Annotated in this window: 19 protein-coding genes; 15 read left to right on the forward strand and 4 right to left on the reverse strand. The window is 66.2% G+C overall.

Going from position 1 to position 21,185, the window contains the following annotated elements; all coding sequences use genetic code 11:
• Window positions 1–56 precede the first annotated feature (56 nt).
• On the reverse strand, window positions 57–2,453 hold the full coding sequence (locus ACFW0H_RS15300; RefSeq protein ID WP_422914740.1) for a hybrid sensor histidine kinase/response regulator: 2,397 nt from the start codon (window positions 2,451–2,453) through the stop codon (window positions 57–59).
• 254 nt (window positions 2,454–2,707) lie between these two features.
• Here ACFW0H_RS15300 and ACFW0H_RS15305 point away from each other — a divergent pair, with 254 nt between their 5' ends.
• From ACFW0H_RS15305 to ACFW0H_RS15320, 4 genes are all read left to right on the forward strand, one after another.
• Entirely contained in the window at window positions 2,708–3,505 is a 798-nt protein-coding gene (locus ACFW0H_RS15305; protein ID WP_422914741.1) for a hydroxymethylpyrimidine/phosphomethylpyrimidine kinase, read from the forward strand.
• Complete coding sequence (thiE, locus tag ACFW0H_RS15310) at window positions 3,502–4,131, forward strand: thiamine phosphate synthase (protein WP_422914742.1); 630 nt, start codon at window positions 3,502–3,504, stop codon at window positions 4,129–4,131. Before ACFW0H_RS15305 ends, thiE begins: the two co-directional genes overlap by 4 nt.
• A gap of 32 nt (window positions 4,132–4,163) precedes the next feature.
• On the forward strand, window positions 4,164–5,453 hold the full coding sequence (hemL, locus tag ACFW0H_RS15315) for a glutamate-1-semialdehyde 2,1-aminomutase (protein WP_422914743.1): 1,290 nt from the start codon (window positions 4,164–4,166) through the stop codon (window positions 5,451–5,453).
• Between the two features lie 254 nt (window positions 5,454–5,707).
• Window positions 5,708–6,256, forward strand: coding sequence for a tetratricopeptide repeat protein (locus tag ACFW0H_RS15320; RefSeq protein ID WP_422914744.1), 549 nt, complete (start codon window positions 5,708–5,710; stop codon window positions 6,254–6,256).
• Between the two features lie 30 nt (window positions 6,257–6,286).
• On the opposite strand, the gene ACFW0H_RS15325 is transcribed toward ACFW0H_RS15320, so the two are convergent.
• On the reverse strand, window positions 6,287–6,610 hold the full coding sequence (locus ACFW0H_RS15325) for a DUF1820 family protein (protein WP_422914745.1): 324 nt from the start codon (window positions 6,608–6,610) through the stop codon (window positions 6,287–6,289).
• Between the two features lie 133 nt (window positions 6,611–6,743).
• Between ACFW0H_RS15325 and miaB the strand changes: the two genes are divergently transcribed.
• The 5 genes from miaB (at window position 6,744) to lnt (ending at window position 12,121) form a co-directional block, all read left to right on the forward strand.
• Window positions 6,744–8,084 (forward strand): tRNA (N6-isopentenyl adenosine(37)-C2)-methylthiotransferase MiaB, encoded by a 1,341-nt coding sequence (gene miaB / locus ACFW0H_RS15330; RefSeq protein ID WP_422914746.1) that lies wholly within the window; start codon window positions 6,744–6,746, stop codon window positions 8,082–8,084.
• A gap of 91 nt (window positions 8,085–8,175) precedes the next feature.
• On the forward strand, window positions 8,176–9,192 hold the full coding sequence (locus ACFW0H_RS15335) for a PhoH family protein (RefSeq protein WP_422914908.1): 1,017 nt from the start codon (window positions 8,176–8,178) through the stop codon (window positions 9,190–9,192).
• Window positions 9,185–9,649, forward strand: a complete 465-nt coding sequence (ybeY, locus tag ACFW0H_RS15340) for an rRNA maturation RNase YbeY (protein WP_422914747.1) — start codon at window positions 9,185–9,187, stop codon at window positions 9,647–9,649. Before ACFW0H_RS15335 ends, ybeY begins: the two co-directional genes overlap by 8 nt.
• Before the next feature lie 21 nt (window positions 9,650–9,670).
• Entirely contained in the window at window positions 9,671–10,510 is an 840-nt protein-coding gene (locus ACFW0H_RS15345) for an HlyC/CorC family transporter (RefSeq protein ID WP_422914748.1), read from the forward strand.
• Between the two features lie 90 nt (window positions 10,511–10,600).
• Window positions 10,601–12,121, forward strand: coding sequence for an apolipoprotein N-acyltransferase (gene lnt, locus ACFW0H_RS15350; protein WP_422914749.1), 1,521 nt, complete (start codon window positions 10,601–10,603; stop codon window positions 12,119–12,121).
• 76 nt (window positions 12,122–12,197) lie between these two features.
• Here lnt and ACFW0H_RS15355 read toward each other — a convergent pair whose 3' ends face one another.
• Window positions 12,198–12,959, reverse strand: coding sequence for a YdcF family protein (locus ACFW0H_RS15355; RefSeq protein ID WP_422914750.1), 762 nt, complete (start codon window positions 12,957–12,959; stop codon window positions 12,198–12,200).
• Between the two features lie 24 nt (window positions 12,960–12,983).
• Window positions 12,984–13,421 carry a hypothetical protein gene (locus ACFW0H_RS15360; RefSeq protein WP_422914751.1) on the reverse strand — a complete coding sequence of 146 codons (438 nt, stop codon included), beginning with the start codon at window positions 13,419–13,421 and terminating at the stop codon, window positions 12,984–12,986.
• A 254-nt stretch (window positions 13,422–13,675) separates the two neighbouring features.
• On the opposite strand from ACFW0H_RS15360, the gene leuS reads away from it, so the two are divergent.
• The 6 genes from leuS (at window position 13,676) to lipA (ending at window position 21,164) form a co-directional block, all read left to right on the forward strand.
• Window positions 13,676–16,297 carry a leucine--tRNA ligase gene (gene leuS / locus ACFW0H_RS15365; RefSeq protein ID WP_422914752.1) on the forward strand — a complete coding sequence of 874 codons (2,622 nt, stop codon included), beginning with the start codon at window positions 13,676–13,678 and terminating at the stop codon, window positions 16,295–16,297.
• A 63-nt stretch (window positions 16,298–16,360) separates the two neighbouring features.
• Entirely contained in the window at window positions 16,361–16,969 is a 609-nt protein-coding gene (locus tag ACFW0H_RS15370) for an LPS-assembly lipoprotein LptE (RefSeq protein WP_422914753.1), read from the forward strand.
• Between the two features lie 40 nt (window positions 16,970–17,009).
• Entirely contained in the window at window positions 17,010–18,047 is a 1,038-nt protein-coding gene (gene holA, locus ACFW0H_RS15375) for a DNA polymerase III subunit delta (RefSeq protein WP_422914754.1), read from the forward strand.
• Between the two features lie 72 nt (window positions 18,048–18,119).
• On the forward strand, window positions 18,120–18,278 hold the full coding sequence (arfA, locus tag ACFW0H_RS15380; protein WP_422914755.1) for an alternative ribosome rescue factor ArfA: 159 nt from the start codon (window positions 18,120–18,122) through the stop codon (window positions 18,276–18,278).
• A 54-nt stretch (window positions 18,279–18,332) separates the two neighbouring features.
• Window positions 18,333–19,637 (forward strand): lytic murein transglycosylase, encoded by a 1,305-nt coding sequence (locus tag ACFW0H_RS15385; RefSeq protein WP_422914756.1) that lies wholly within the window; start codon window positions 18,333–18,335, stop codon window positions 19,635–19,637.
• A 474-nt stretch (window positions 19,638–20,111) separates the two neighbouring features.
• Window positions 20,112–21,164 carry a lipoyl synthase gene (lipA, locus tag ACFW0H_RS15390; protein WP_422914757.1) on the forward strand — a complete coding sequence of 351 codons (1,053 nt, stop codon included), beginning with the start codon at window positions 20,112–20,114 and terminating at the stop codon, window positions 21,162–21,164.
• The last annotated feature ends 21 nt before the right edge of the window (window positions 21,165–21,185 follow it).

A 21,185-nucleotide genomic window follows, 5' to 3' on the forward strand; every position in this document is an offset into this window, starting at 1 on the left:
TCCGTGGACCTTGTGCGAATTCATTCGCGAAACCAGCCGAGCGCCTACCCACCGGCTCAGCCCAGGGACTTCAGGCTCTCCTGCGGCCGGCACAGCAGCCAGTCGTGGAGCATTGCGCGCAACTCCTCGAACTTCACCGGCTTGGCCATGTAGTCGCTCATGCCCGCGGCCAGGCAGCGCTCGCGATCACCACTGTGGCTGTGGGCGGTGATGGCCAGCACCGGCAGGTCCGCGCAACCGGGCAAGGCGCGAAGGACGCGGCAGGTGGCGAAGCCGTCCATTACCGGCATCTGGCAGTCCAGCAGCACGGCGTCGATGGGCTCGCGGCGCAGTTGCTCCAGGGCTTCGGCGCCGTTGTCAGCGGTGCGCACCCGGTAACCGAGCTTGAGCAGCATGCCGCGGGTCACCATCTGGTTGATGGCGTTGTCCTCCACCACCAGCACGGTGCATTGCTCCGGCCGGCGCTGGGGCTGGCCGCCGGGGCGACGCAGCGGCACTACCGGCACCTGGGCCGGCAGTATCAGGTTCAATGCCAGGGTGAAGGTGCTGCCGCGGCCGGGCTGGGACTGGTGCGCCAGGCTGCCGCCGAGCAGTTCGACCAACTGCTGGCTGAGGGCCAGGCCGATGCCGAGGCCGCCATACTCCCGGGTCATGGAGCCATCGAGCTGGTAGAAACGGCGATAGAGCCGGCCATCCGGCGGCATGGTGAAGCCGATGCCGGTATCCGTCACGTCGATGTTCAGGGCCAGGCTGCCGTTGACCGGCTCCTGGCCGCTGACCCTGAGGCCGACGCTGCCACTGCTGGTGAACTTGATGGCGTTGTCCAGCAGATAACCGAGGGCCTGGGCCAGCTTGCCGGCGTCGCCTTCGAGGGTGTCCGGCAGCTTGTGGTCGAGTTCCACTTCGAAGGCGAGGCCCTTCTCCGCCGCCCGGGGTTCGTACTGCACCCGCAGGCTGTCCATCAGCCCGCGCAGGCTGAAGGGCTCGCGCTTGGGGTAAAGCTTGCCGGCCTGCAGTTCGGTCATGGCGAGGATATCGTTGACCAGCCGCATCATGTCCCGCGCCGAGCCGGCGGCGGTGCGCTGGTACTGTTCCAGTTCGTCGTCCAGCGGCAGGGTCTGCATCAGTTCGAGGGAGCCGATCACGCCATTCATCGGGGTACGCAGTTCGTGGGTGACGGTGGCGAGGAACTCGTCCTTCAGGCGGTTGCTGTTGGCCAGTTCCTGGTTCAGCGCCTCCAGCTTGCGGCCGGCGTCCTGGAGAATGCGTGTGCGCTCCTCCTTCATGGCATTGATGCGGTCCGCCAGCGCCAGGGACAGCAGGCCCACCTCCAGCGCCGAGCCGATCTGGCTGGCGTACATGGTGAAGAAGGCGTTTGGCAGGTATCCCAGGACCATCAGGGTGTTGATCGCCCCCCCAAGGAGAAAGGCGGTCCAGGCGATGATGAAGTAGCGCGCCACGCGCATGCCGCGCAGCCAGGCCAGCACGCCGGCGGTGAAGATCACCACGGTGAAGATCAGCGCCAGCAAGGTCGCCAGGCGCAGGGCCAGGCCATAGCTGGAGGTCAGCGCCAGGATCATCGCCAGCCCGCCAAGGAACATCAGGCCGAGGAGCGCGCGGTCCATCCACGGACTGTGGTCGGCGGTATGCAGGAAGCTGCGGGCGAACTGGCAGCCGAACAGCGCCGCCGATCCGATCAGGAACGGCGTGGCCGCATTGGCCCACCAGGGGCTGTCCGGCCAGAAGTACTGGATTCCAGCCCCGTTGACCGAGATCTGATAGAGCCCGAAGGAAGCGATATAGAGGATGTAGTAGAGGTAACTGGTGTCGCGGACGCTGAGGTAGATGAACAGGTTGTAGATCAGCATCACCAGCAGCACGCCGTAGATGATGCCGAGCACATAGATGCGACTGGGCTGTTCCTCGAGGAACGCCTGGGGCGACCAGAGCGTCAGCGGTGCCTGGATCGAGCCCTCGCTCTGCAGGCGCAGGTAGACCCGTTGGGGCTGGTTGGGTTGCAGGTCGACGCTGAAGACATAGTTGTTCTGCCGGATTTCCCTGCTGGAGAAAGGCAGCGCGTCGCCGGTGCGCTGGGCGAGCACATAGCCGCCCTGGCCATCGGGCAGGTAGAGATCGAGGTGGTCCAGCGGCGGGTAGGCCAGTTCCAGCAACCACTTCTGCAGGCCACCCTTGCGGTGCGGGCGGTAATCCAGGTCGACGCGCAGCCAGAATACCGAGCGCGAATAACCGGCGTTGAGCACGGCCTTTTCGTTACGCCGAAAGCTGGACTCCAGCGCGGGAGAGCTGATGTCTTCGATGCTGGCATCGCCGCGAACGTCTTCGAACACGTCCATGTGCCGGCCCAGCGGAAGGCTTTGCAGCTGCTCGTCGAACTCCACGGCACTGGCCAGGTTCGCCAACAGGCAAAGGAACAGAAGGAGGACGATACGCATGCAGCCCCGCAATGGCCTATTGACCGCGTCCTGGAGCACCACCTCCTTGTCTGACGCGCCACCCAGGGCCAGGTCGTTCGAAATGCGACCACTCTAGCACAGCGCAAGGCCGCTGAGCGCTGCACATTGCCATCATCCACGAACAGCTCTATTCCGGCACTTTCAGCGCGACCGGCAGGGGGCATCGCGGTTGACCTGAGGCAAAGCGCCGCCAGTGCGGCTCGGCGAGGTGTTTAGTGGTAAGCTCGCCGACCATGAAAACGACCAACTCTCGCCCCGTAGTCCTCTGCCTGTCCGGCCACGACCCCAGTGGTGGCGCCGGTCTCCAGGCGGATATCGAAGCCCTGATCGCGCAAGGTTGCCACGCCGCCCCGACGGTGACCGCCCTGACCGTGCAGGATACCGTCAACGTTTCGGACTTCCGCGTCCTCGACCGCGAATGGGTGCTGGCCCAGGCCCGTGCCGTGATCGCCGACCTGCCGGTGGCCGCTGTCAAACTGGGCATGCTCGGCTCGGTGGAGATGGTCGAGACCGTGCTGGAGATCATGCAGTCGCTCCCCGGCGTGCCGCTGGTCTGCGACCCGGTGCTGCGCGCCGGTGGCGGCGGCGCCCTGGGCAAGGACGAAGTGGGCTACGCGATCCGCGAACGCCTGCTGCCGGTGGCCACCATCGTCACCCCGAACCTGCCGGAAGCGCGCATCCTCGCCGAACTGCCTGACGGCACCCCGGACCAGTGCGCGGAGAAGCTCCTGCCCTTCTGCCGCAACCTGCTGATCACCGGTGGTCACGGCGACGAGACCGAGGTGCACAACCGCCTCTATACCCGGGACGGCGAACGCCACACCTTCACCTGCCAGCGCCTGCCCGGCAGCTACCATGGCTCCGGCTGCACCCTGGCCAGCGCCCTGTCCGGCCGCCTGGCCCTGGGCGAAGAACTGTCGAGCGCAGTGCGCACCGCCCTCGACTACACCTGGCGCACCCTGCGTGACGCCGAGCAACCCGGTCATGGCCAATACGTGCCGCGCCGCCTGCCGCTGGACTTCTGCCAATGAAATTGCGCGGTCTCTACGCCATTACCGACAGCCAGCTGCTGGCCGGGGGCAAGTTGCTGCCCTACGTGGAAGCGGCCCTGAAGGGCGGCGCCAAGCTGCTGCAATACCGCGACAAGTCCAGCGACGAAGCTCGCCGCCTGCGGGAAGCGGAAGCCCTGATGGAGCTCTGCACCCGCCATGGCGCCCAGCTGATCATCAATGACGACGCCGAACTGGCTGCGCGCCTGGGCGTCGGCCTGCACCTGGGCCAGAGCGACGGCTCCCTGGCCGCGGCCCGCGCCCTGCTCGGCCGCCAGGCGATCATCGGCGGCACCTGCCATGCCAGCCTCGACCTGGCCGAGACCGCGATCAAGGAAGGCGCCAGCTACATCGCCTTCGGCCGCTTCTACAATTCCCAGACCAAGCCCGGCGCACCCGCCGCCACCCTGGACCTGCTGGACCAGGCCCGGCAGCGTTTCCATTCGCCGATCGTCGCCATCGGCGGCGTGACCCTGGAAAACGCCCCCGAACTGATCGCCCGCGGCGCCAGCATGGTGGCAGTGATCCACGCCCTGTTCGGTGCCGACTCGGCCGCCGAAGTGGAGCGCCGCGCCCGCGCCTTCAGCGCGCTGTTCGACGCAGCCTGAACCCGAATTCGCTTGTAAAGAGAGACCTGCCAATGTCCCGTTCCGAAATCCTCTTCGCCAACGCCCAGAAACACATTCCCGGCGGCGTCAACTCGCCGGTCCGCGCCTTCAAGAGCGTCGGCGGCACGCCGCTGTTCTTCAAGCACGCGGAAGGCGCCTACGTGACGGACGAGGACGACAAGCGTTATGTGGACTACGTCGGCTCCTGGGGCCCGATGATCCTCGGCCACAGCCATCCGGACGTACTGGGCGCAGTGCGCAAGCAACTGGAGCACGGCCTGTCCTACGGCGCGCCGACCGCGCTTGAAGTGGAAATGGCCGACCTGGTCTGCTCCCTGGTACCGTCCATGGAGATGGTGCGCATGGTCAGCTCCGGCACCGAAGCCACCATGAGCGCCATCCGCCTGGCACGTGGCTTCACCGGCCGCGACAGCATCATCAAGTTCGAAGGCTGCTACCACGGCCACTCCGACTCCCTGCTGGTGAAAGCCGGCTCCGGCGCCCTGACCCTGGGCGTGCCCAGCTCCCCGGGCGTACCCGCCGCCTTCGCCCAGCACACCCTGACCCTGCCGTTCAACGACATCGAGGCGGTGGAGAAGACCCTGGCCGAGGTGGGCGAGGAAGTGGCCTGCATCATCGTCGAGCCGGTGGCCGGCAACATGAACTGCGTGCCGCCGGCGCCGGGTTTCCTCGATGGCCTGCGCAGCCTCTGCGACAAACACGGCGTGGTGCTGATCTTCGACGAAGTGATGACCGGTTTCCGCGTCGCCCTCGGCGGTGCCCAGGCCTACTACGGCATCACCCCGGACCTTTCCACCTTCGGCAAGATCATCGGCGGCGGCATGCCGGTGGGCTGCTTCGGCGGCAAGCGCGAGATCATGTCCCACATCGCCCCGCTGGGCCCGGTCTACCAGGCCGGCACCCTGTCGGGCAACCCGCTGGCCATGGCCGCCGGCCTGACCACCCTGAAGCTGATCAGCCGCCCGGGCTTCCACGCCGAGCTGACCGACTACACCACCCGCATGCTCGATGGCCTGCAGCAGCGCGCGGATGCCGCCGGCATCCCCTTCGTCACCACCCAGGCGGGCGGCATGTTCGGCCTCTATTTCAGCGGTGCCGACGACATCGTCACCTTCCAGGACGTGATGGCCAGCGATGCCGAGCGCTTCAAGCGCTTCTTCCACCTGATGCTGGAAGGCGGCGTGTACCTGGCGCCGAGCGCCTATGAGGCGGGCTTCACCTCCATCGCCCACGGCGAAGCCGAGCTGAAGATCACCCTGGACGCCGCCGAACGCGCCTTCGCCACGCTCAAGCAGGCCTGATCCGGCCTTCCCCGGGCCAGCTGTCCGGACCAGTGCTTCGCGCTGGCCGGGCAGCGGTATCACTCCGCCTTTACGGCGAACTGCCGCGCTCCACCCCCGTCCGTCGCGGTCTCCCGCTTCCAGGCCTCCGCTCGAATGCAAACAAGGTAAAGGCTTTGTAAGATCGCACCGGCTTATTTCATAATGTGGCCGTCGGCGCGTTTCTCGCCGGCCGGGCATGATGCCCGTACTGCTTCCGAGGCGCTGTGATCCCCATGAACCGCACCGGCCGCGCCCTCACGCTGGGCTGCCTGTTGCTCTTCCTGCCACTGCTGGCCAATGCCGGCGGCAATTCCCTGCTGATCCCGGCCACCGGGCGCTGCAACCTGAACAGCCTGCCGGAAAACCTCTCGGAAGCCCTTTCCGCCTGCCAACAGGCCGCCAAGGGCGGCGATGCCGAAGCCCAGTACGAGCTCGGCGAGTTCTATTACGATGGCAAGCGCACCCCCCGCGACCTGGCCCAGGCCCTGCAATGGTTCGAACAGGCGTCCCTCAAGGGCCACGCCCAGGCCCAGTTGCGCCTCGGCAACATGTTCTTCCGCGGCGAAGGCGTTCCGGCCAATAACGTGCAGGCCTACATCGTGCTGAAGATGGCGGCGGTGAATGGCTCGGACGAGGCAATGGACAGCGCCGACCTGGTGGCCGCACAGATGCGTAGCGACGAACTGGAAATCGCCACCCAGGTACTGGGGCAGATCTTCCGCAACTACCTGCTGGAACTGCAGGCCGCGGACGGCGGCTCGCCCTTCTCGCCGCTACCCTGACGGCAGCGGCTCAATCAGCGGATTGCCCGATCACTTCTCCGGCATCGGCATTGGGAACGGCATCACGTTGCCACCGCCCTTGGCCTCGCTGATCTTCGGCGTGCCGAGACGCTCCACCTCGTCGATGCGGATGATCGAGTGCATCGGCAGGAAGCTGCGCACCACACCTTCGAACTGGGCCTTGAGCTTCTCCTCGCTGGGATCGACCACCATCTGGGTACGCTCGCCGAAGACGAACTCCTCCACCTCCAGGAAGCCCCACAGATCGCTCTGGTAGATCTGCTTGGCATACATCTCGTACACCTGGCCCTGGTTGAAGAAAATCACCTTATAGATGGGGTCGGACTTGCTCATGGCGGATCGGCGGTCGTCGCGGGGGAATTTCGGGGGCGCAGATCATAGCATAGCCGCCAGGCAGGCAACGCTAGGAAGGCCGGGGGATGGCGACTATAATGCGCGGTTCTTCGAACCACCTGATCTGAAGTGCATGGCCAAGAAGCTCTATATCGAAACCCACGGCTGCCAGATGAACGAGTACGACAGCTCGCGCATGGTCGACCTGCTCGGCGAACATCAGGCGCTGGAGGTCACCGAGCGTCCGGAAGAAGCCGACGTGATTCTGCTCAACACCTGCTCGATCCGCGAGAAGGCGCAGGAGAAGGTGTTTTCGCAACTTGGCCGCTGGCGTGAGCTGAAGCAGCAGAACCCCGAACTGGTGATCGGCGTCGGTGGCTGCGTGGCCAGCCAGGAAGGCTCCGCCATCCGCGAGCGCGCGCCCTACGTGGACGTCGTGTTCGGCCCGCAGACCCTGCACCGTTTGCCGGAAATGATCGATGCCGCGCGCATCACCCGCAAACCCCAGGTGGACATCAGCTTCCCCGAGATCGAGAAGTTCGACCGCCTGCCCGAGCCGCGGGTCGACGGCCCCAGCGCCTTCGTCTCGGTGATGGAAGGCTGCAGCAAGTACTGCACCTTCTGCGTGGTGCCCTATACCCGTGGCGAGGAAGTCAGCCGCCCGTTCGATGACGTGCTGGCCGAGGTCATCCACCTGGCCGAGAATGGCGTCCGTGAAGTGACCCTGCTGGGGCAGAACGTCAACGGCTACCGGGGCCTGACCCATGACGGGCGCATCGCCGACTTCGCCGAACTGATCCGCGTGGTCGCCGCCGTCGATGGTATCGACCGCATCCGCTACACCACCTCGCACCCGCTGGAGTTCTCCGACGCCCTGATCCAGGCCCATGCCGAGGTGCCGGAACTGGTGAAGTTCGTCCACCTGCCGGTGCAGGCGGGCTCCGACCGCATCCTCGCGGCCATGAAGCGCAATCACACCGCACTGGAATACAAGTCGCGTATCCGCAAGCTGAAGGCCGCGGTGCCGGACATCTGCATCAGCTCCGACTTCATCGTCGGTTTCCCCGGCGAGACCGACAAGGATTTCGAGCAGACCATGAAACTGGTGGAAGACGTCGGCTTCGACTTCTCCTTCTCCTTCGTCTACAGCTCGCGCCCCGGCACGCCGGCGGCCGACCTGCCGGACGACACCCCGGAAGAGGTGAAGAAGCAGCGCCTGCAGATCCTCCAGGGCCGCATCCACCAGCAGGGCTTCGAGATCAGCCGACGAATGGTCGGCAGCATCCAGCGTATTCTGGTCAGCGACTTCTCCAAGAAGGACCCGGGCATGCTCCAGGGCCGCACCGAGAACAACCGCATCGTCAACTTCCGCAGCGCCAACCCGCGCCTGATCGGCCAGTTCGTCGACGTTCGCATCGACGACGCCCTGCCCCACTCCCTGCGTGGCAGCCTGCTGGAAGAATCCCCGCACTGAGACACCCCGGGCCCGTGCTTTTCCCGCCGGGCCCTCGGGGTTATGCTTGATCCCATCCCTCTCCTGCCGCCCCAAGGGCGAACACACGACATTGAACGCCTCCCTGGATCTGCACCGCTTCACCCTGGACCCCTTTGAAGCCCGCCGCTTCGCCAACTTGTGCGGCCAATTCGACGAGCACCTGCGCCTGATCGAGCAGCGCATGGGCATCGAGATCCGCAACCGTGGCAACCAGTTCGAGCTGGTCGGTGACCCGCAACGCACCCTCGCCACGGAACACCTCCTCAATCGTCTGTATCGCGAGACCGAGGCCAGCGAGCTGTCGCCGGACATGGTGCACCTGTTCCTGCGCGAGACCGGCATGGACGCAGCCGATCCGAAGGCAGAAGCGGTGGCCCTGCGCACCCGCAAGGGCAACATCCGCCCCCGCGGCGCCAACCAGCAGCGCTACGTGAAGTCGATCCTCGACCACGACATCAACTTCGGCATCGGTCCGGCCGGCACCGGCAAGACCTACCTGGCCGTGGCCTGCGCCGTTGACGCCCTCGAACGCGAACAGGTGCGCCGCATCCTGCTGGTGCGCCCGGCGGTCGAAGCCGGCGAGAAACTCGGTTTCCTCCCGGGCGATCTGGCGCAGAAGATCGACCCCTACCTGCGCCCGCTCTACGACGCGCTCTACGAGATGCTCGGCTTCGACCACGTGGCCAAGCTGATCGAGAAGCAGGTGATCGAGGTCGCGCCGCTGGCCTACATGCGCGGCCGCACCCTTAACAACAGCTTCATCATTCTCGACGAAAGTCAGAACACTACCGTCGAGCAGATGAAGATGTTCCTGACCCGTATCGGCTTCGGCTCAACCGCCGTGATCACCGGCGACATCACCCAGATCGACCTGCCGCGGGGCACCCGCTCGGGCCTGACCCACGTGATCGACGTGCTGCGCGACGTGCCCGGCATCAGCTTCACCCACTTCAAGTCCCATGACGTGGTCCGTCATCCGCTGGTGCAGCGCATCGTGGAAGCCTACGACCGCTTCGACAGCCGCCAGCAACAGGCCAGGGCCAAGCCGGCCGACAATGATCCGGGCGCGATAGACGACAATGCTTGAACTCGACCTGCAACTCGCCAGCACGGCCCAGGGCCTGCCGAGCGAGGCGGACTTCCGTCGCTGGTGCGAACTGGCCCTGCGCCAGCGCAGCGCCGACTCGGAGCTGACCATTCGACTGGTGGATGAGCCCGAAGGCCGCGAACTGAACAACACCTGGCGGCACAAGGACTACGCTACCAACGTGCTCTCCTTCCCCGCAGACGTACCGGACGAGTTGCTGGACATCCCGCTGCTCGGCGACCTGGTGATCTGCGCGCCGGTGGTGGCAAGGGAAGCCGCCGAACAGGGCAAGGCCCTGGAGGCGCACTGGGCGCACCTGGTGATCCACGGTTGCCTGCACCTGCTCGGCTACGACCATATCGAGGACGAGGAAGCCGAGGAAATGGAAGCACTGGAACGGGAATTGCTGGCCGAACTTGGCCACCCCGACCCTTATCGCGACGACGAAGACCAATAAGAAGCATCGAGCAAAGGACATATGAGCGAAGATCGATCGAGCAACGGGCACAGGTCCTGGCTGGAAAAGCTGACCCAGGCCTTTGCCCATGAGCCCAAAAGCCGCCAGGAGCTTCTCGAGCTGCTGCGCGAGGCCCACCAGAACAAACTGCTCGACAGCGAAGCGCTGTCGATCGTCGAAGGCGCCATCCAGGTCGCCGACCTGCAGGTACGCGACATCATGGTGCCGCGTTCGCAGATGATCAGCATCAAGGCCGCGCAAACGCCCAGGGAGTTCCTCCCGGCGATCATCGACGCGGCGCATTCCCGTTATCCGGTCGTCGGCGAAAGCCTCGATGACGTCATGGGCATCCTTCTGGCCAAGGACCTGCTGCCGCTGATCCTCCAGGAGAACGGCGAGTCCTTCAACATCAAGGAACTGCTGCGTCCGGCCACCTTCGTGCCCGAATCCAAGCGTCTCAACGTGCTGCTGCGCGAATTCCGCGCCAATCACAACCACATGGCCATCGTCATCGACGAGTACGGCGGCGTGGCGGGCCTGGTGACCATCGAAGACGTCCTGGAACAGATCGTCGGCGATATCGAGGACGAGCACGATGTCGAGGAAGACAGCTACATCAAGCCGCTGCCCAGTGGCGACTTCATCGTCAAGGCGCTGACCCCGGTGGATGCCTTCAACGAATTCTTCGAGACCGACTTCTCCGAGGACGAGTTCGATACGGTCGGCGGCCTGGTCATGGGCGCCTTCGGTCACCTGCCCAAGCGCAACGAGACCACCGAGATCGGCGAGTTCCGCTTCCGCGTATTGAACGCGGACAGCCGCCGCATTCATCTGCTGCGCCTCTCCCCGCTGTCCCATTGAGTCGCCTGCGCCCCTCCACAGCAGAGGGGCGCATGTGGATAATCCTGCCCCGCACGCTATTCCAGCTCCCTATCCGCCCAAGGAACGAGCATGAACTGGATCACCCGCCCCGGCTGGCCGGGCAACCTGCTGGCGCTGGCCGCCGGCGCCCTGACCCCCCTGGCCTTCGCGCCCTACGATTTCTGGCCCCTGGAACTGCTGTCACTGGCGCTGTTCTACCTGGGCCTGCGCGACCTCGCGCCCAAGGCCGCGTTCTGGCGCGGCTGGTGCTACGGGCTGGGACTGTTCCTCGCCGGCACCAGCTGGATCTACGTCAGCATCCACGACTATGGTGCCGCCTCGGTGCCCCTGGCAGCCTTCCTCACCGTCGGCTTCAGCGCTGGCGTGGCCCTGTTCTTCGCCCTGCCGGCGCTGGTCTGGGCGCGCTGGCTGCGCCGCAGCGAAGCGGCCCTGGCCGACACCCTGGCCTTCGCCGCGCTCTGGCTGGCCCAGGAAGCTTTCCGCGGCTGGTTCCTCACTGGTTTTCCCTGGCTCTACGCCGGCTACAGCCAGCTGGAAGGCCCGCTGGCCGGACTGGCGCCAGTGGGTGGCGTCTGGCTGGTGTCCTTCGCCCTCGCCCTGACCGCCGCACTGCTGGTGAACCTGGCGCGCCTGCGCAGTCGCCCGGCCTTCCTCGGCGCCGGCCTGGTCCTGCTGATCGCGCCCTGGGCCGCCGGACTGGCGCTCAAGGGCCACGCCTGGACCCAGGCCGCCGGCGCGCCGCTGAAGGTGGCGGCCATGCAGGGCAACGTGCATCAGAACCTCAAGTGGGACCCGGAGCAGCTCAACGCCCAACTGGCCCTCTACCGGGACATGACCTTCAGCGCCGAGAAGGCCGACCTGATCGTCTGGCCGGAGACCGCGGTACCGGTGCTCAAGGAGTTCGTCGACGGCTACCTCGGCGTGATGGGCCGCTTCGCCAACGACCGCCAGTCCGCGCTGATCACCGGCGTGCCGATCCGGCAGACCAACGAACGCGGCGAGAAGCGTTACTACAACGGCATCACCGTGACGGGCCAGGGTGAAGGCACCTACCTCAAGCAGAAACTGGTCCCGTTCGGCGAGTACGTGCCGCTGCAGGACCTGTTGCGCGGGCTGATCGCCTTCTTCGACCTGCCGATGTCCGACTTCGCCCGTGGCGATTCCAACCAGCCGCCACTGCTGGCCAAGGGTTACCGCATTGCCCCGTACATCTGCTACGAAGTGGTCTATCCCGAGTTCGCCGCCGAGCTGGCGGCCAACAGCGACATACTGCTGACGGTGAGCAACGACACCTGGTTCGGCACCTCCATCGGCCCGCTGCAGCACCTGCAGATGGCGCAGATGCGCGCCCTGGAAGCCGGCCGCTGGATGATTCGCGCCACCAACAACGGCATCACCGTGCTGATCGACCCGTTCGGCCAGGTCACCGAGAGCATCCCGCAGTTCCAGCAAGGCGTGCTCTACGGGGAAGTCCTGCCCATGCAGGGCCTGACGCCGTACCTGCAATGGCGCGCCTGGCCGCTGGTGATCCTTTGCGGCCTCCTGTTCGCCTGGGCGCTGATGGCCGGCCGCATCGCCAAGACGGTCTGACAGGTTGTGTGGGGGCAATCGCTGTAGGAGCGAATTCATTCGCGAAGGGCCGCAAAGCGGCCCGGTCGTCCCCAGGTCACCGATAGGCCAACGGATAGGCCAGCAGCCCCACGGCTTCGTTCAGCAGCATCCCGCTCTGCCACACCGCCTTGCTCTCCGGCAGCCAGCCACCCAGCGGCCGGCCGTTGGGCACGCCCAGGTAGCCCATGGGTGCGCTCACCACCTCGAAGCCCGCGCGCTCGAAGCACCAGCGCGCCCGCGGCATATGTGCAGCCTGGGTGACCAGCAGCACCCGGCGGATTCCCTGGGGCTGGAGCAGCTTCGCGCTGTAGGCGGCGTTCTCCCAGGTGGTACGGCTCTCATCCTCCTGCCAGCGCACCTCCAGGCCGAAATCACGCTTGAAGGTGTCGGCCATGAGCTGCGCCTCGCTGGGCGGCTCGCCGAAATGCAGGCCGCCACTGGTCAGTAGCGGCAGGCCGCTGGCGCGGGCCAGACGTGCCGCATAGCGCACCCGCTCCATGGCGACCAGCGATGGCTGATCGCTCCGCCAGGCCGGATCGTCACGTTCGCGTCCGCCCCCCAGCACGACGATGGCATCCACCCGCTCAGGCAGGCGCGACCATTCCGCCTCCGCCAGGGGCGGTTCGCGCTCCAGGGCCCTGGCCGACCACTCGACCACGATCGGCAGGCTCATCAGCCAGAGGCCACCCACGCCCGCGACGAAGCACACCGCGGACAATCGAGGCATGCGCCGGCGCAGCCACCAGGCGAACAGCAACAGCAACAACAAGCCGCCGGGCGGCAGCAGCAATTGCTTGAGGATGTAACGAATCGGCATGGGCACCTCCATGGTGCCCGGAGCCTAGCGGGGATTGGACGTGCGGAAAAGCTGCGAGCCGCAGGACATGCAGGCCTGCACACCCTGGCCACGCTGCCAGATCGCCGGCGTGCCGCACATGGCGCAACACAACTGTTGGCGGCGCTTGAACGTCGGCCTGGGCTTGAGGGTGAAGGCCCTGTCAGGGCCGTGCTCGACTTTGGCGGAGCGCCGTGGCAGCTCCTCGATGGCCGCCAACTCCTCGGCGGCGGCATGCCAGCCTCGGAGCCAGCGCATGTCGCGATCCAGATAGGCGCGGATCAGCTCCATCTCCGCGGGGGTCAGCCCCTTGAGTTCCAGTTCGAGCGGTTCCTCGTCGCGTAAGCGAACCGCCGTATCCGCTTCATCCAGCGCCAGGGCCAACCGGTGCAACAACCGTTCGTAAAGCCCGTTCCCTGAATCCGTCCGCCGCAATTCAGCCATCCAGCACCTCGTACCACGTAAACGCTTGCCTTGCTTATGAAAAGCTTAGCGTTCGGTTCCCTGCTGCAAGGTGCCCGCGACAAACGGCGCGGGGATTGCCGACAGACGCCCGCCCGCGAATTCAGGGTTTCCCTAGGCCGATGGGGGTCATGTATGCTACGTCGCTTGAATTTCCGTTTCCCGACGGGGTCGGCGCCGCAGCGACCGCTCGCGCAATCGGCCCCAGGGAACCCAATCCTCCAGCGCCAGTAGCCATGCACGAACAGTATCAGCCCCGCGAAATCGAAGCCGCCGCGCAAGCCCACTGGGACGCGCATAAATCCTTTGAAGTGAGTGAGCAGCCCGGCAAGGACACCTTCTATTGCCTGTCGATGTTCCCCTACCCGAGCGGCAAGCTACACATGGGGCACGTGCGCAACTACACCATCGGCGACGTGATCGCCCGCTACCAGCGCATGCAGGGCAAGAACGTGCTGCAGCCCATGGGCTGGGACGCTTTCGGCATGCCGGCGGAAAACGCCGCGATGAAGAACAACGTGGCGCCCGCCAAGTGGACCTACGAGAACATCGACTACATGAAGTCCCAGCTGAAAAGCCTGGGCCTGGCCATCGACTGGTCCCGTGAAGTCACCACCTGCAAGCCCGACTACTACCGTTGGGAGCAGTGGCTGTTCACCAGGCTGTTCGAGAAGGGCGTGATCTATCGCAAGAACGGCACCGTCAACTGGGACCCGGTGGACCAGACCGTACTGGCCAACGAGCAGGTCATCGACGGCCGCGGCTGGCGTTCCGGCGCGCTGGTGGAGAAGCGCGAGATCCCGATGTACTACTTCAAGATCACCGCCTACGCGGATGAACTCTTGAGCAGCCTCGACGACCTGGACGGCTGGCCCGAGCAGGTCAAGACCATGCAGCGCAACTGGATCGGCAAGTCCCGCGGCATGGAAGTCGCCTTCCCCTTCGACCAGGCCAGCATCGGCCAGGAAGGCGCGCTGAAGGTCTTCACCACCCGTCCGGACACCCTGCTGGGCGCCACCTACGTCGCCGTCGCCGCCGAGCACCCGCTGGCCACCCTGGCCGTGCAGAAGCTGCCGGCCGACAAGGCCGCCGAGCTGCAGGCCTTCATCGACGAGTGCAAGCGCGGCGGCGTCGCCGAAGCCGACATCGCCACCCAGGAGAAGAAGGGCCTGCCCACTCCGCTGTTCGTCGAGCACCCGCTGACCGGCGACAAGCTGCCGGTGTGGGTCGCCAACTACGTACTGATGAACTACGGCGAAGGCGCCGTGATGGCCGTACCGGCCCACGACGAGCGCGACTTCGCCTTCGCCCACAAGTACGACCTGCCGGTGAAGCCGGTGATCCGCACCGCCGCCGGCGACGAAACCCCGGCCCCGTGGCAGGACGCCTACGGCGAGCACGGCCAACTGATCAACTCCGGCGAATTCGACGGCCTGGATTACCAGGGCGCCTTCGACGCCATCGAAGTGGCCCTGCAGAAGAAAGGCCTCGGTCAGGCCCGCACCCAGTTCCGCCTGCGCGACTGGGGCATCAGCCGCCAGCGCTACTGGGGCTGCCCGATCCCGATCATCCACTGCCCGAACTGCGGCGACGTGCCGGTGCCGGAGGACCAGCTGCCGGTGGTGCTGCCCGAAGACGTGGTGCCGGACGGCGCCGGCAGCCCGCTGGCCAAGATGCCCGAGTTCTACGGCTGTACCTGCCCGAAGTGCGGCACCGCGGCCAAGCGCGAAACCGACACCATGGACACCTTCGTGGAAAGCTCCTGGTACTTCGCCCGCTACGCCTCGCCGAACTACGACAAGGGCATGGTCGATCCGGCCGCGGCCAACCACTGGCTGCCCGTGGACCAGTACATCGGCGGCATCGAGCACGCCATCCTGCACCTGCTTTACGCGCGCTTCTTCCACAAGCTGATGCGTGACGAAGGCCTGGTCAGCTCCGACGAACCGTTCAAGAACCTGCTGACCCAGGGCATGGTGGTCGCCGAGACCTACTACCGCACCGCTTCCAACGGCGGCAAGGACTGGTTCAACCCGGCCGACGTCGAGGTCGAGCGTGACGCCAAGGCCAAGGTCATCGGCGCCAAGCTGAAGACCGACGGCCTGCCGGTGGAAATCGGCGGCACCGAGAAGATGTCGAAGTCGAAGAACAACGGCGTCGACCCGCAGGCGATGATCGACCAGTACGGTGCCGACACCTGCCGCCTGTTCATGATGTTCGCCTCGCCGCCGGACATGAGCCTGGAGTGGTCCGACTCCGGCGTCGAAGGTGCCAGCCGCTTCCTCCGCCGCGTCTGGCGCCTGGCCCAGGGCCACGTCGCCGCGGGCCTGCCGGGCGAGCTGAACCGCAGCGCCCTGGACGACGCCCAGAAGGCCGTGCACCGCGCGATCCACATGGCGATCAAGCAGGCCAGCCAGGATATCGGCCAGTACCACAAGTTCAACACCGCCATCGCCGCCGTGATGACCCTGATGAACGTGCTGGAAAAGGCCCCGCAGGCCAGCGCCGAAGACCGCGCCCTGCTGCAGGAAGGCCTGGAGACCGTGGCTCTGCTGCTGGCCCCGATCACCCCGCACATCAGCCATGAGCTGTGGCGCGAACTGGGCCATGCCGACGCCGTCATCGATGCCACCTGGCCGGCCATCGACGAAGCGGCGCTGGTGCAGGACAGCCTGCAGCTGGTAGTTCAGGTCAACGGCAAGCTGCGCGGTCACATCGAAGTACCGGCCGATGCCAGCCGCGAAGCCGTGGAAGCCACCGCACGGGCCAACGAGAACGTGCTGCGCTTCACCGACGGTCTGACCATCCGCAAGGTCATCGTGGTGCCCGGCAAACTGGTCAACATAGTCGCCAACTGATCGAAGCCGGCGCCCTCCTGGAAGGAGCGGCGCCGGAATGCTCGCCAAGGGGAAAGCAAAACGATGATGAAACGGAATCTGTTGGTCCTGGGCCTCGCCACGCTGCTGAGCGCCTGTGGCTTCCATCTGCGCGGCACCAGCGACGCCGACTTCGCCCTCACCGAAATGGACGTGACGGCCCGCAACCAGTACGGCCAGACCCTGAAGGACGTGCGCAAGGCGCTGGAAGACAATGGCGTCAACGTCCATGCCGGCGCGCCCTACACCCTGGTGCTGGCGCGCGAGGACGAGTCCCAGCGCAGCGCCTCCTACACCACGGGTGCCCGTAGCGCCGAGTACGAGCTGACCCAGGTCCTGCAGTACGAGATCCGCGGCAACAACGATCTGCTGCTGATGAACGACAGGCTGACCGTGCAGAAGTACTACGTGCACGACAGCAACAACCTCATCGGTTCCGACCAGGAAGCGGCCCAGCTGCGCCAGGAAATGCGCCATGAAATGGTCCAGCAGATGGTCATGCGCCTGCAGATGATCACCCCGGCCCAGCTCGACCAGCTGCAGCAGACCGCCGAAGCCAAGGCCAAGGCCGAAGCCGATGCGGCGGAAGCCGCGCGCCAGGCCGAAGAGGCCCAGCAACCGCAGCAATCGCCGCTGCAACTGCCCATCCAGTGAGTACCAGGGGCCGCACCAGCGGCCCCGATCATTTGCGCCTATGAAACTCAACCCCGCACAACTGGGCAAACACCTGCAGGGCCAGCTGGCCCCGGTCTACGTCGTCAGCGGCGACGAGCCCCTGCTCTGCCAGGAAGCCTGTGACGCCATTCGCGCCAGTGTTCGCGCGCGGGACTTCAGCGAACGCCAGGTGTTCAACGCCGAGGCCAACTTCGACTGGGGCCTGCTGCTGGAAGCCGGAGCCAGCCTCTCGCTGTTCGCCGAGAAACGCCTGTTGGAAGTGCGCCTGCCTTCGGGCAAGCCGGGGGACAAGGGCGCCGCTGCGCTGCTGGAGTACCTGGCCCGGCCGCCGGAAGACACCGTGCTGCTGCTGAGCCTGCCCAAGCTCGACGGCAGCACCCAGAAGACCAAATGGGCCAAGGCCCTGATCGACGGGCCGGACGCCCAGTTCATCCAGATCTGGCCCATCGAGGCCCACAACCTGCCCCAGTGGATACGCCAGCGCCTGTCTCAGGCCGGGCTCGCGGCCAACCAGGAGGCGGTCGACCTGATCGCCGCGCGGGTCGAAGGCAACCTGCTGGCAGCCGCCCAGGAGATCGAGAAACTCAAGCTGCTGGCCGAAGGTGGCCAGGTCGATGCCGCCACCGTCCAGGCGGCGGTGGCCGACAGCGCGCGCTTCGACGTCTTCGGCCTGATCGATGCTGCCCTGAACGGCGAACCGGCCCATACCCTGCGCACGCTGGAAGGCCTGCGCGGCGAAGGCGTGGAACCACCGGTGATCCTCTGGGCCCTGGCCCGCGAACTGCGCCTGCTGGCCGGCCTGGCCCAGCAGTACAGCCAGGGCGTGCCCCTGGAAAAGGCCTTCGCCGCAGCCCGCCCGCCGGTCTGGGACAAGCGCCGCCCGCTGGTCACCCGCGCCCTGCAACGCCACCCGGCATCCCGCTGGAACCAGCTGCTGCTGGATGCCCAGCGCATCGACGCGCAAATCAAGGGCCAGGCACCCGGCGATCCCTGGAACGGCCTCGCCCGTCTTGCGCTGCTGCTGGCTGGCCAGCGTCTGCCGCTTTCCGCCCAATAGCTGGACATTTTCCGAGCAGGGGTCGATGATGCGCGCGCCCGCGCCACTGCGGGCGCCAAGCGAGGACAGTCCATGGCCAAGAAACGCAAGAACGGCGCGCCCGATCGCGCGAAATCCCTGGTAGCCCAACCCCTCTTCCGCTGCCGCCAGGAAAAGCCCCTGAAAGGCAAAGGAAGTTACCGCCGCGAAGCCTCCCACAATTGGGAGGCTTCGTCGCTTATAGCGGCGTGAAAAGGCCGAGACGTGTTAAGGTCGCGGCTGATTCGTCTGCCTCGAGACCCCGGTATGTTCGACGCCCCAGCCCCTGGCCAGATGTTCCGCAGCCTGGCCGTGGCCACCAGCCTTGCCCTGCTTTCCTCCTGCGCCGAAGCGCCTGCCCAGAAGCCCGCCAGCGCGCCCCTGCCCCAGGCCAGCCAACCGGCCGCCAAAACCCCCGCGGCACCTGCACAGGCCCCGGTGGTGATGCCGGCCATCAGCTTCAATGACTGGCGCGATGGTTTCCGCCGCGAGGCCCTGGCCAACGGCATAGATGCCAGCCTCTTCGATCGCGCCTTCGCCGGAATCACCCCCGACCCCACGGTGATCACCGCCGACCGCAGCCAGCCCGAATTCACCCGGCCGGTCTGGGAGTACCTGGAAGGCGCCATGTCGACCTATCGGGTCCGCAAGGGTCAGGCCCTGATCGCCGAACACGCGGCCACCCTGGACGCCATCGAGCAGCGCTTCGGCGTCGACCGCGAGCCGCTGGTGGCTATCTGGGGCATGGAAAGCAGCTTCGGCCAGTTCATGGGCGACAAGTCGGTGATCCGCTCCCTGGCCACCCTGGCCTATGAAGGCCGGCGTCCTGCCTTCGCCCACGAGCAATTGCTGGCCGCCCTGCAGATCCTCCAGCACGGCGACATCCAGCCAGCCAGCATGCTTGGCTCCTGGGCAGGCGCCATGGGCCAGACCCAATTCATCCCCACCACCTACAACAGCCACGCGGTCGACTTCGATGGCGACGGCCGCCGCGACATCTGGAATTCCTCGGCCGATGCCCTGGCCTCCGCCGCGCATTACCTGCAGGCCTCCGGCTGGCGCAAGGGCCAACCCGCGGCACTGCAGGTGCAACTGCCCGCCGGCTTCGACTACGCCCATGCCGACGCCGACATCCGCAAATCGGTCGCGCAGTGGCAGGCCATGGGCGTGCAGGTCAGCCCACAAGCGGCCAGCCTGGCTGGAGAGTCCGCCTCCTTGCTGTTGCCGGCCGGCCATCGGGGTCCGGCCTTCCTGGTGCTGGACAATTTCCGCGCCATCCTCAAGTACAACAACTCCTCGTCCTACGCCCTCGCCGTCAGCCTGCTCGGCGAGCGCTTCGACGGCGGCGGCCAGATTGTCGGCAACTGGCCCCGGGACGAGCGTCCGCTGAGCCGCAGCGAAAGGGTCGAACTGCAGGAGTCCCTGAGCGCGGCCGGCTATGACCCCGGCTCCGCAGACGGCATCATCGGCGCCAACACCCGCAAGGCGATCCGCGGCTACCAACAGCGCCTGGGCTGGCCGGCGGACGGCTTCCCCACCCAGAAACTACTGGAGAACCTGCGACTGCAGTGAGGGGTAACTGGCGGGGCCTACCTACGCACCTGGGGCGAGGCTTCTGCACTCGCCCCACCGTAGGGTGCGCCATGCGCACCGATCGCGGGATCAGCCCCTGCGCCTCGCTCAACCCTTGGTGCGCACGGCGCACCCTACCTGGTCGGTTCCGTCGCTCTAGCCAGACAACCCGAGTCGTAACAGCTACGAAGCCTCGCCCCGTCTGGTGGAAATTGCTTTGCACTTTCCACCCACATCCGGTTTACCCCACCCGTGTAGGGGCGAACTCATTCGCCAAGGACCGCGCAGCGGTCCCGAATTGAAAGGGCCCCTCGGGGCCCTTGCTCGTTGCTCGGCCCACCCTTGGGAGAGGGGCGCTGAAGGCTCCCGCCTCCAGACGGCCGCCCGCTCGTGCAGGCACCTTTGTGATAAACTGCGCAACCCCTTTTGCCCCCTGCGGCAGCCAACCGAGCCTCTCGCGGAGCCAGATTTCCGATGTCCGATACAGACTCGTCCAAACCCGTCGCCAGCGGCGAAAAGTTTCGTACTGCCCAGGGCATCACCGCGATCAAGGATGGCCAGAAGCGCCGCCCCTCGGCCGAACCCCAGGTATTCGAACCCAAGCCCAAGTGGCTGCGGGTAAAGGCACCGGGCGGTAGCCGCTTCGAGGCGGTCAAGCGCAATGTCGGCGAGCATCGCCTGAGCACCGTGTGCCAGGAATCGCACTGCCCGAACATGGGTGAGTGCTGGTCCAACGGCACCGCCACCATCATGCTGATGGGCTCGGTGTGCACCCGTGCCTGCCGCTTCTGCGCCGTGGACACCGGCAACCCCAACGGCTGGTTGGATCAGGAAGAGCCACAGAACACCGCCAAGTCGGTGGAGCTGATGGCCTTGCGCTATATCGTGCTGACTTCGGTGGATCGCGACGACCTCGACGATGGCGGCGCCAGCCATTACGCGGCCTGCGTGCGCGCCATCAAGGAGCGCACGCCGCAGGTGGTCGTGGAAGCCCTGACCCCGGATTTCGATGGCGTTCATGAGGCGATCGAACAGGTAGTGGACTCCGGCCTTGAGGTGTTCGCGCAGAACGTCGAGACGGTCAAGCGTCTGACCCATGTGGTGCGCGACCCGCGCGCCGGCTACGAGAAGACCCTGGGCGTGCTGGAGCATGCCAAGCGCCACCGCCCGCAGGTTCTTACCAAGACTAGCCTGATGCTGGGACTGGGCGAGACCGACGAGGAAGTCATCGAAACCATGGACGACCTGCGCGCCATCGGCGTCGACATTCTCACCCTCGGCCAATACCTGCAGCCCACCCGTAACCACCTGAAGGTCCAGCGCTGGGTCAGCCCGGAAGAGTTCAACCGCTTCCGCGATATCGGCCTGCAGAAGGGCTTCATGGAAGTCGCAGCCGGCCCGCTGGTGCGCTCCAGCTACCGCGCCGATCGGGTGTTCGAGAAGAACAACCTGGGCCTGGCGGCGCCCGTTCCGGTACCGGGCCAGCCCCTCGACTCGAGCCTCATTCCGACACTCAACCTGGGTTGAGCAGGAACTGCCCAGCCCGCT

The sequence above is a fragment of the Metapseudomonas cellulosilytica genome, from assembly GCF_049334135.1.
In the GTDB taxonomy this organism is placed as follows: domain Bacteria; phylum Pseudomonadota; class Gammaproteobacteria; order Pseudomonadales; family Pseudomonadaceae; genus Metapseudomonas.

What these genes read in the sequence shown, in the direction of transcription:
- ACFW0H_RS15300 (WP_422914740.1), bottom strand. Translation starts at nt 2,453, where the DNA reads ATGCGTATCGTCCTCCTTCTGTTCCTTTGCCTGTTGGCGAACCTGGCC.
- ACFW0H_RS15305 (WP_422914741.1), top strand. Translation starts at nt 2,708, where the DNA reads ATGAAAACGACCAACTCTCGCCCCGTAGTCCTCTGCCTGTCCGGCCAC.
- thiE (WP_422914742.1), top strand. Translation starts at nt 3,502, where the DNA reads ATGAAATTGCGCGGTCTCTACGCCATTACCGACAGCCAGCTGCTGGCC.
- hemL (WP_422914743.1), top strand. Translation starts at nt 4,164, where the DNA reads ATGTCCCGTTCCGAAATCCTCTTCGCCAACGCCCAGAAACACATTCCC.
- ACFW0H_RS15320 (WP_422914744.1), top strand. Translation starts at nt 5,708, where the DNA reads ATGAACCGCACCGGCCGCGCCCTCACGCTGGGCTGCCTGTTGCTCTTC.
- ACFW0H_RS15325 (WP_422914745.1), bottom strand. Translation starts at nt 6,610, where the DNA reads ATGAGCAAGTCCGACCCCATCTATAAGGTGATTTTCTTCAACCAGGGC.
- miaB (WP_422914746.1), top strand. Translation starts at nt 6,744, where the DNA reads ATGGCCAAGAAGCTCTATATCGAAACCCACGGCTGCCAGATGAACGAG.
- ybeY (WP_422914747.1), top strand. Translation starts at nt 9,185, where the DNA reads ATGCTTGAACTCGACCTGCAACTCGCCAGCACGGCCCAGGGCCTGCCG.
- ACFW0H_RS15345 (WP_422914748.1), top strand. Translation starts at nt 9,671, where the DNA reads ATGAGCGAAGATCGATCGAGCAACGGGCACAGGTCCTGGCTGGAAAAG.
- lnt (WP_422914749.1), top strand. Translation starts at nt 10,601, where the DNA reads ATGAACTGGATCACCCGCCCCGGCTGGCCGGGCAACCTGCTGGCGCTG.
- ACFW0H_RS15355 (WP_422914750.1), bottom strand. Translation starts at nt 12,959, where the DNA reads ATGCCGATTCGTTACATCCTCAAGCAATTGCTGCTGCCGCCCGGCGGC.
- ACFW0H_RS15360 (WP_422914751.1), bottom strand. Translation starts at nt 13,421, where the DNA reads ATGGCTGAATTGCGGCGGACGGATTCAGGGAACGGGCTTTACGAACGG.
- leuS (WP_422914752.1), top strand. Translation starts at nt 13,676, where the DNA reads ATGCACGAACAGTATCAGCCCCGCGAAATCGAAGCCGCCGCGCAAGCC.
- ACFW0H_RS15370 (WP_422914753.1), top strand. Translation starts at nt 16,361, where the DNA reads ATGATGAAACGGAATCTGTTGGTCCTGGGCCTCGCCACGCTGCTGAGC.
- holA (WP_422914754.1), top strand. Translation starts at nt 17,010, where the DNA reads ATGAAACTCAACCCCGCACAACTGGGCAAACACCTGCAGGGCCAGCTG.
- arfA (WP_422914755.1), top strand. Translation starts at nt 18,120, where the DNA reads ATGGCCAAGAAACGCAAGAACGGCGCGCCCGATCGCGCGAAATCCCTG.
- ACFW0H_RS15385 (WP_422914756.1), top strand. Translation starts at nt 18,333, where the DNA reads ATGTTCGACGCCCCAGCCCCTGGCCAGATGTTCCGCAGCCTGGCCGTG.
- lipA (WP_422914757.1), top strand. Translation starts at nt 20,112, where the DNA reads ATGTCCGATACAGACTCGTCCAAACCCGTCGCCAGCGGCGAAAAGTTT.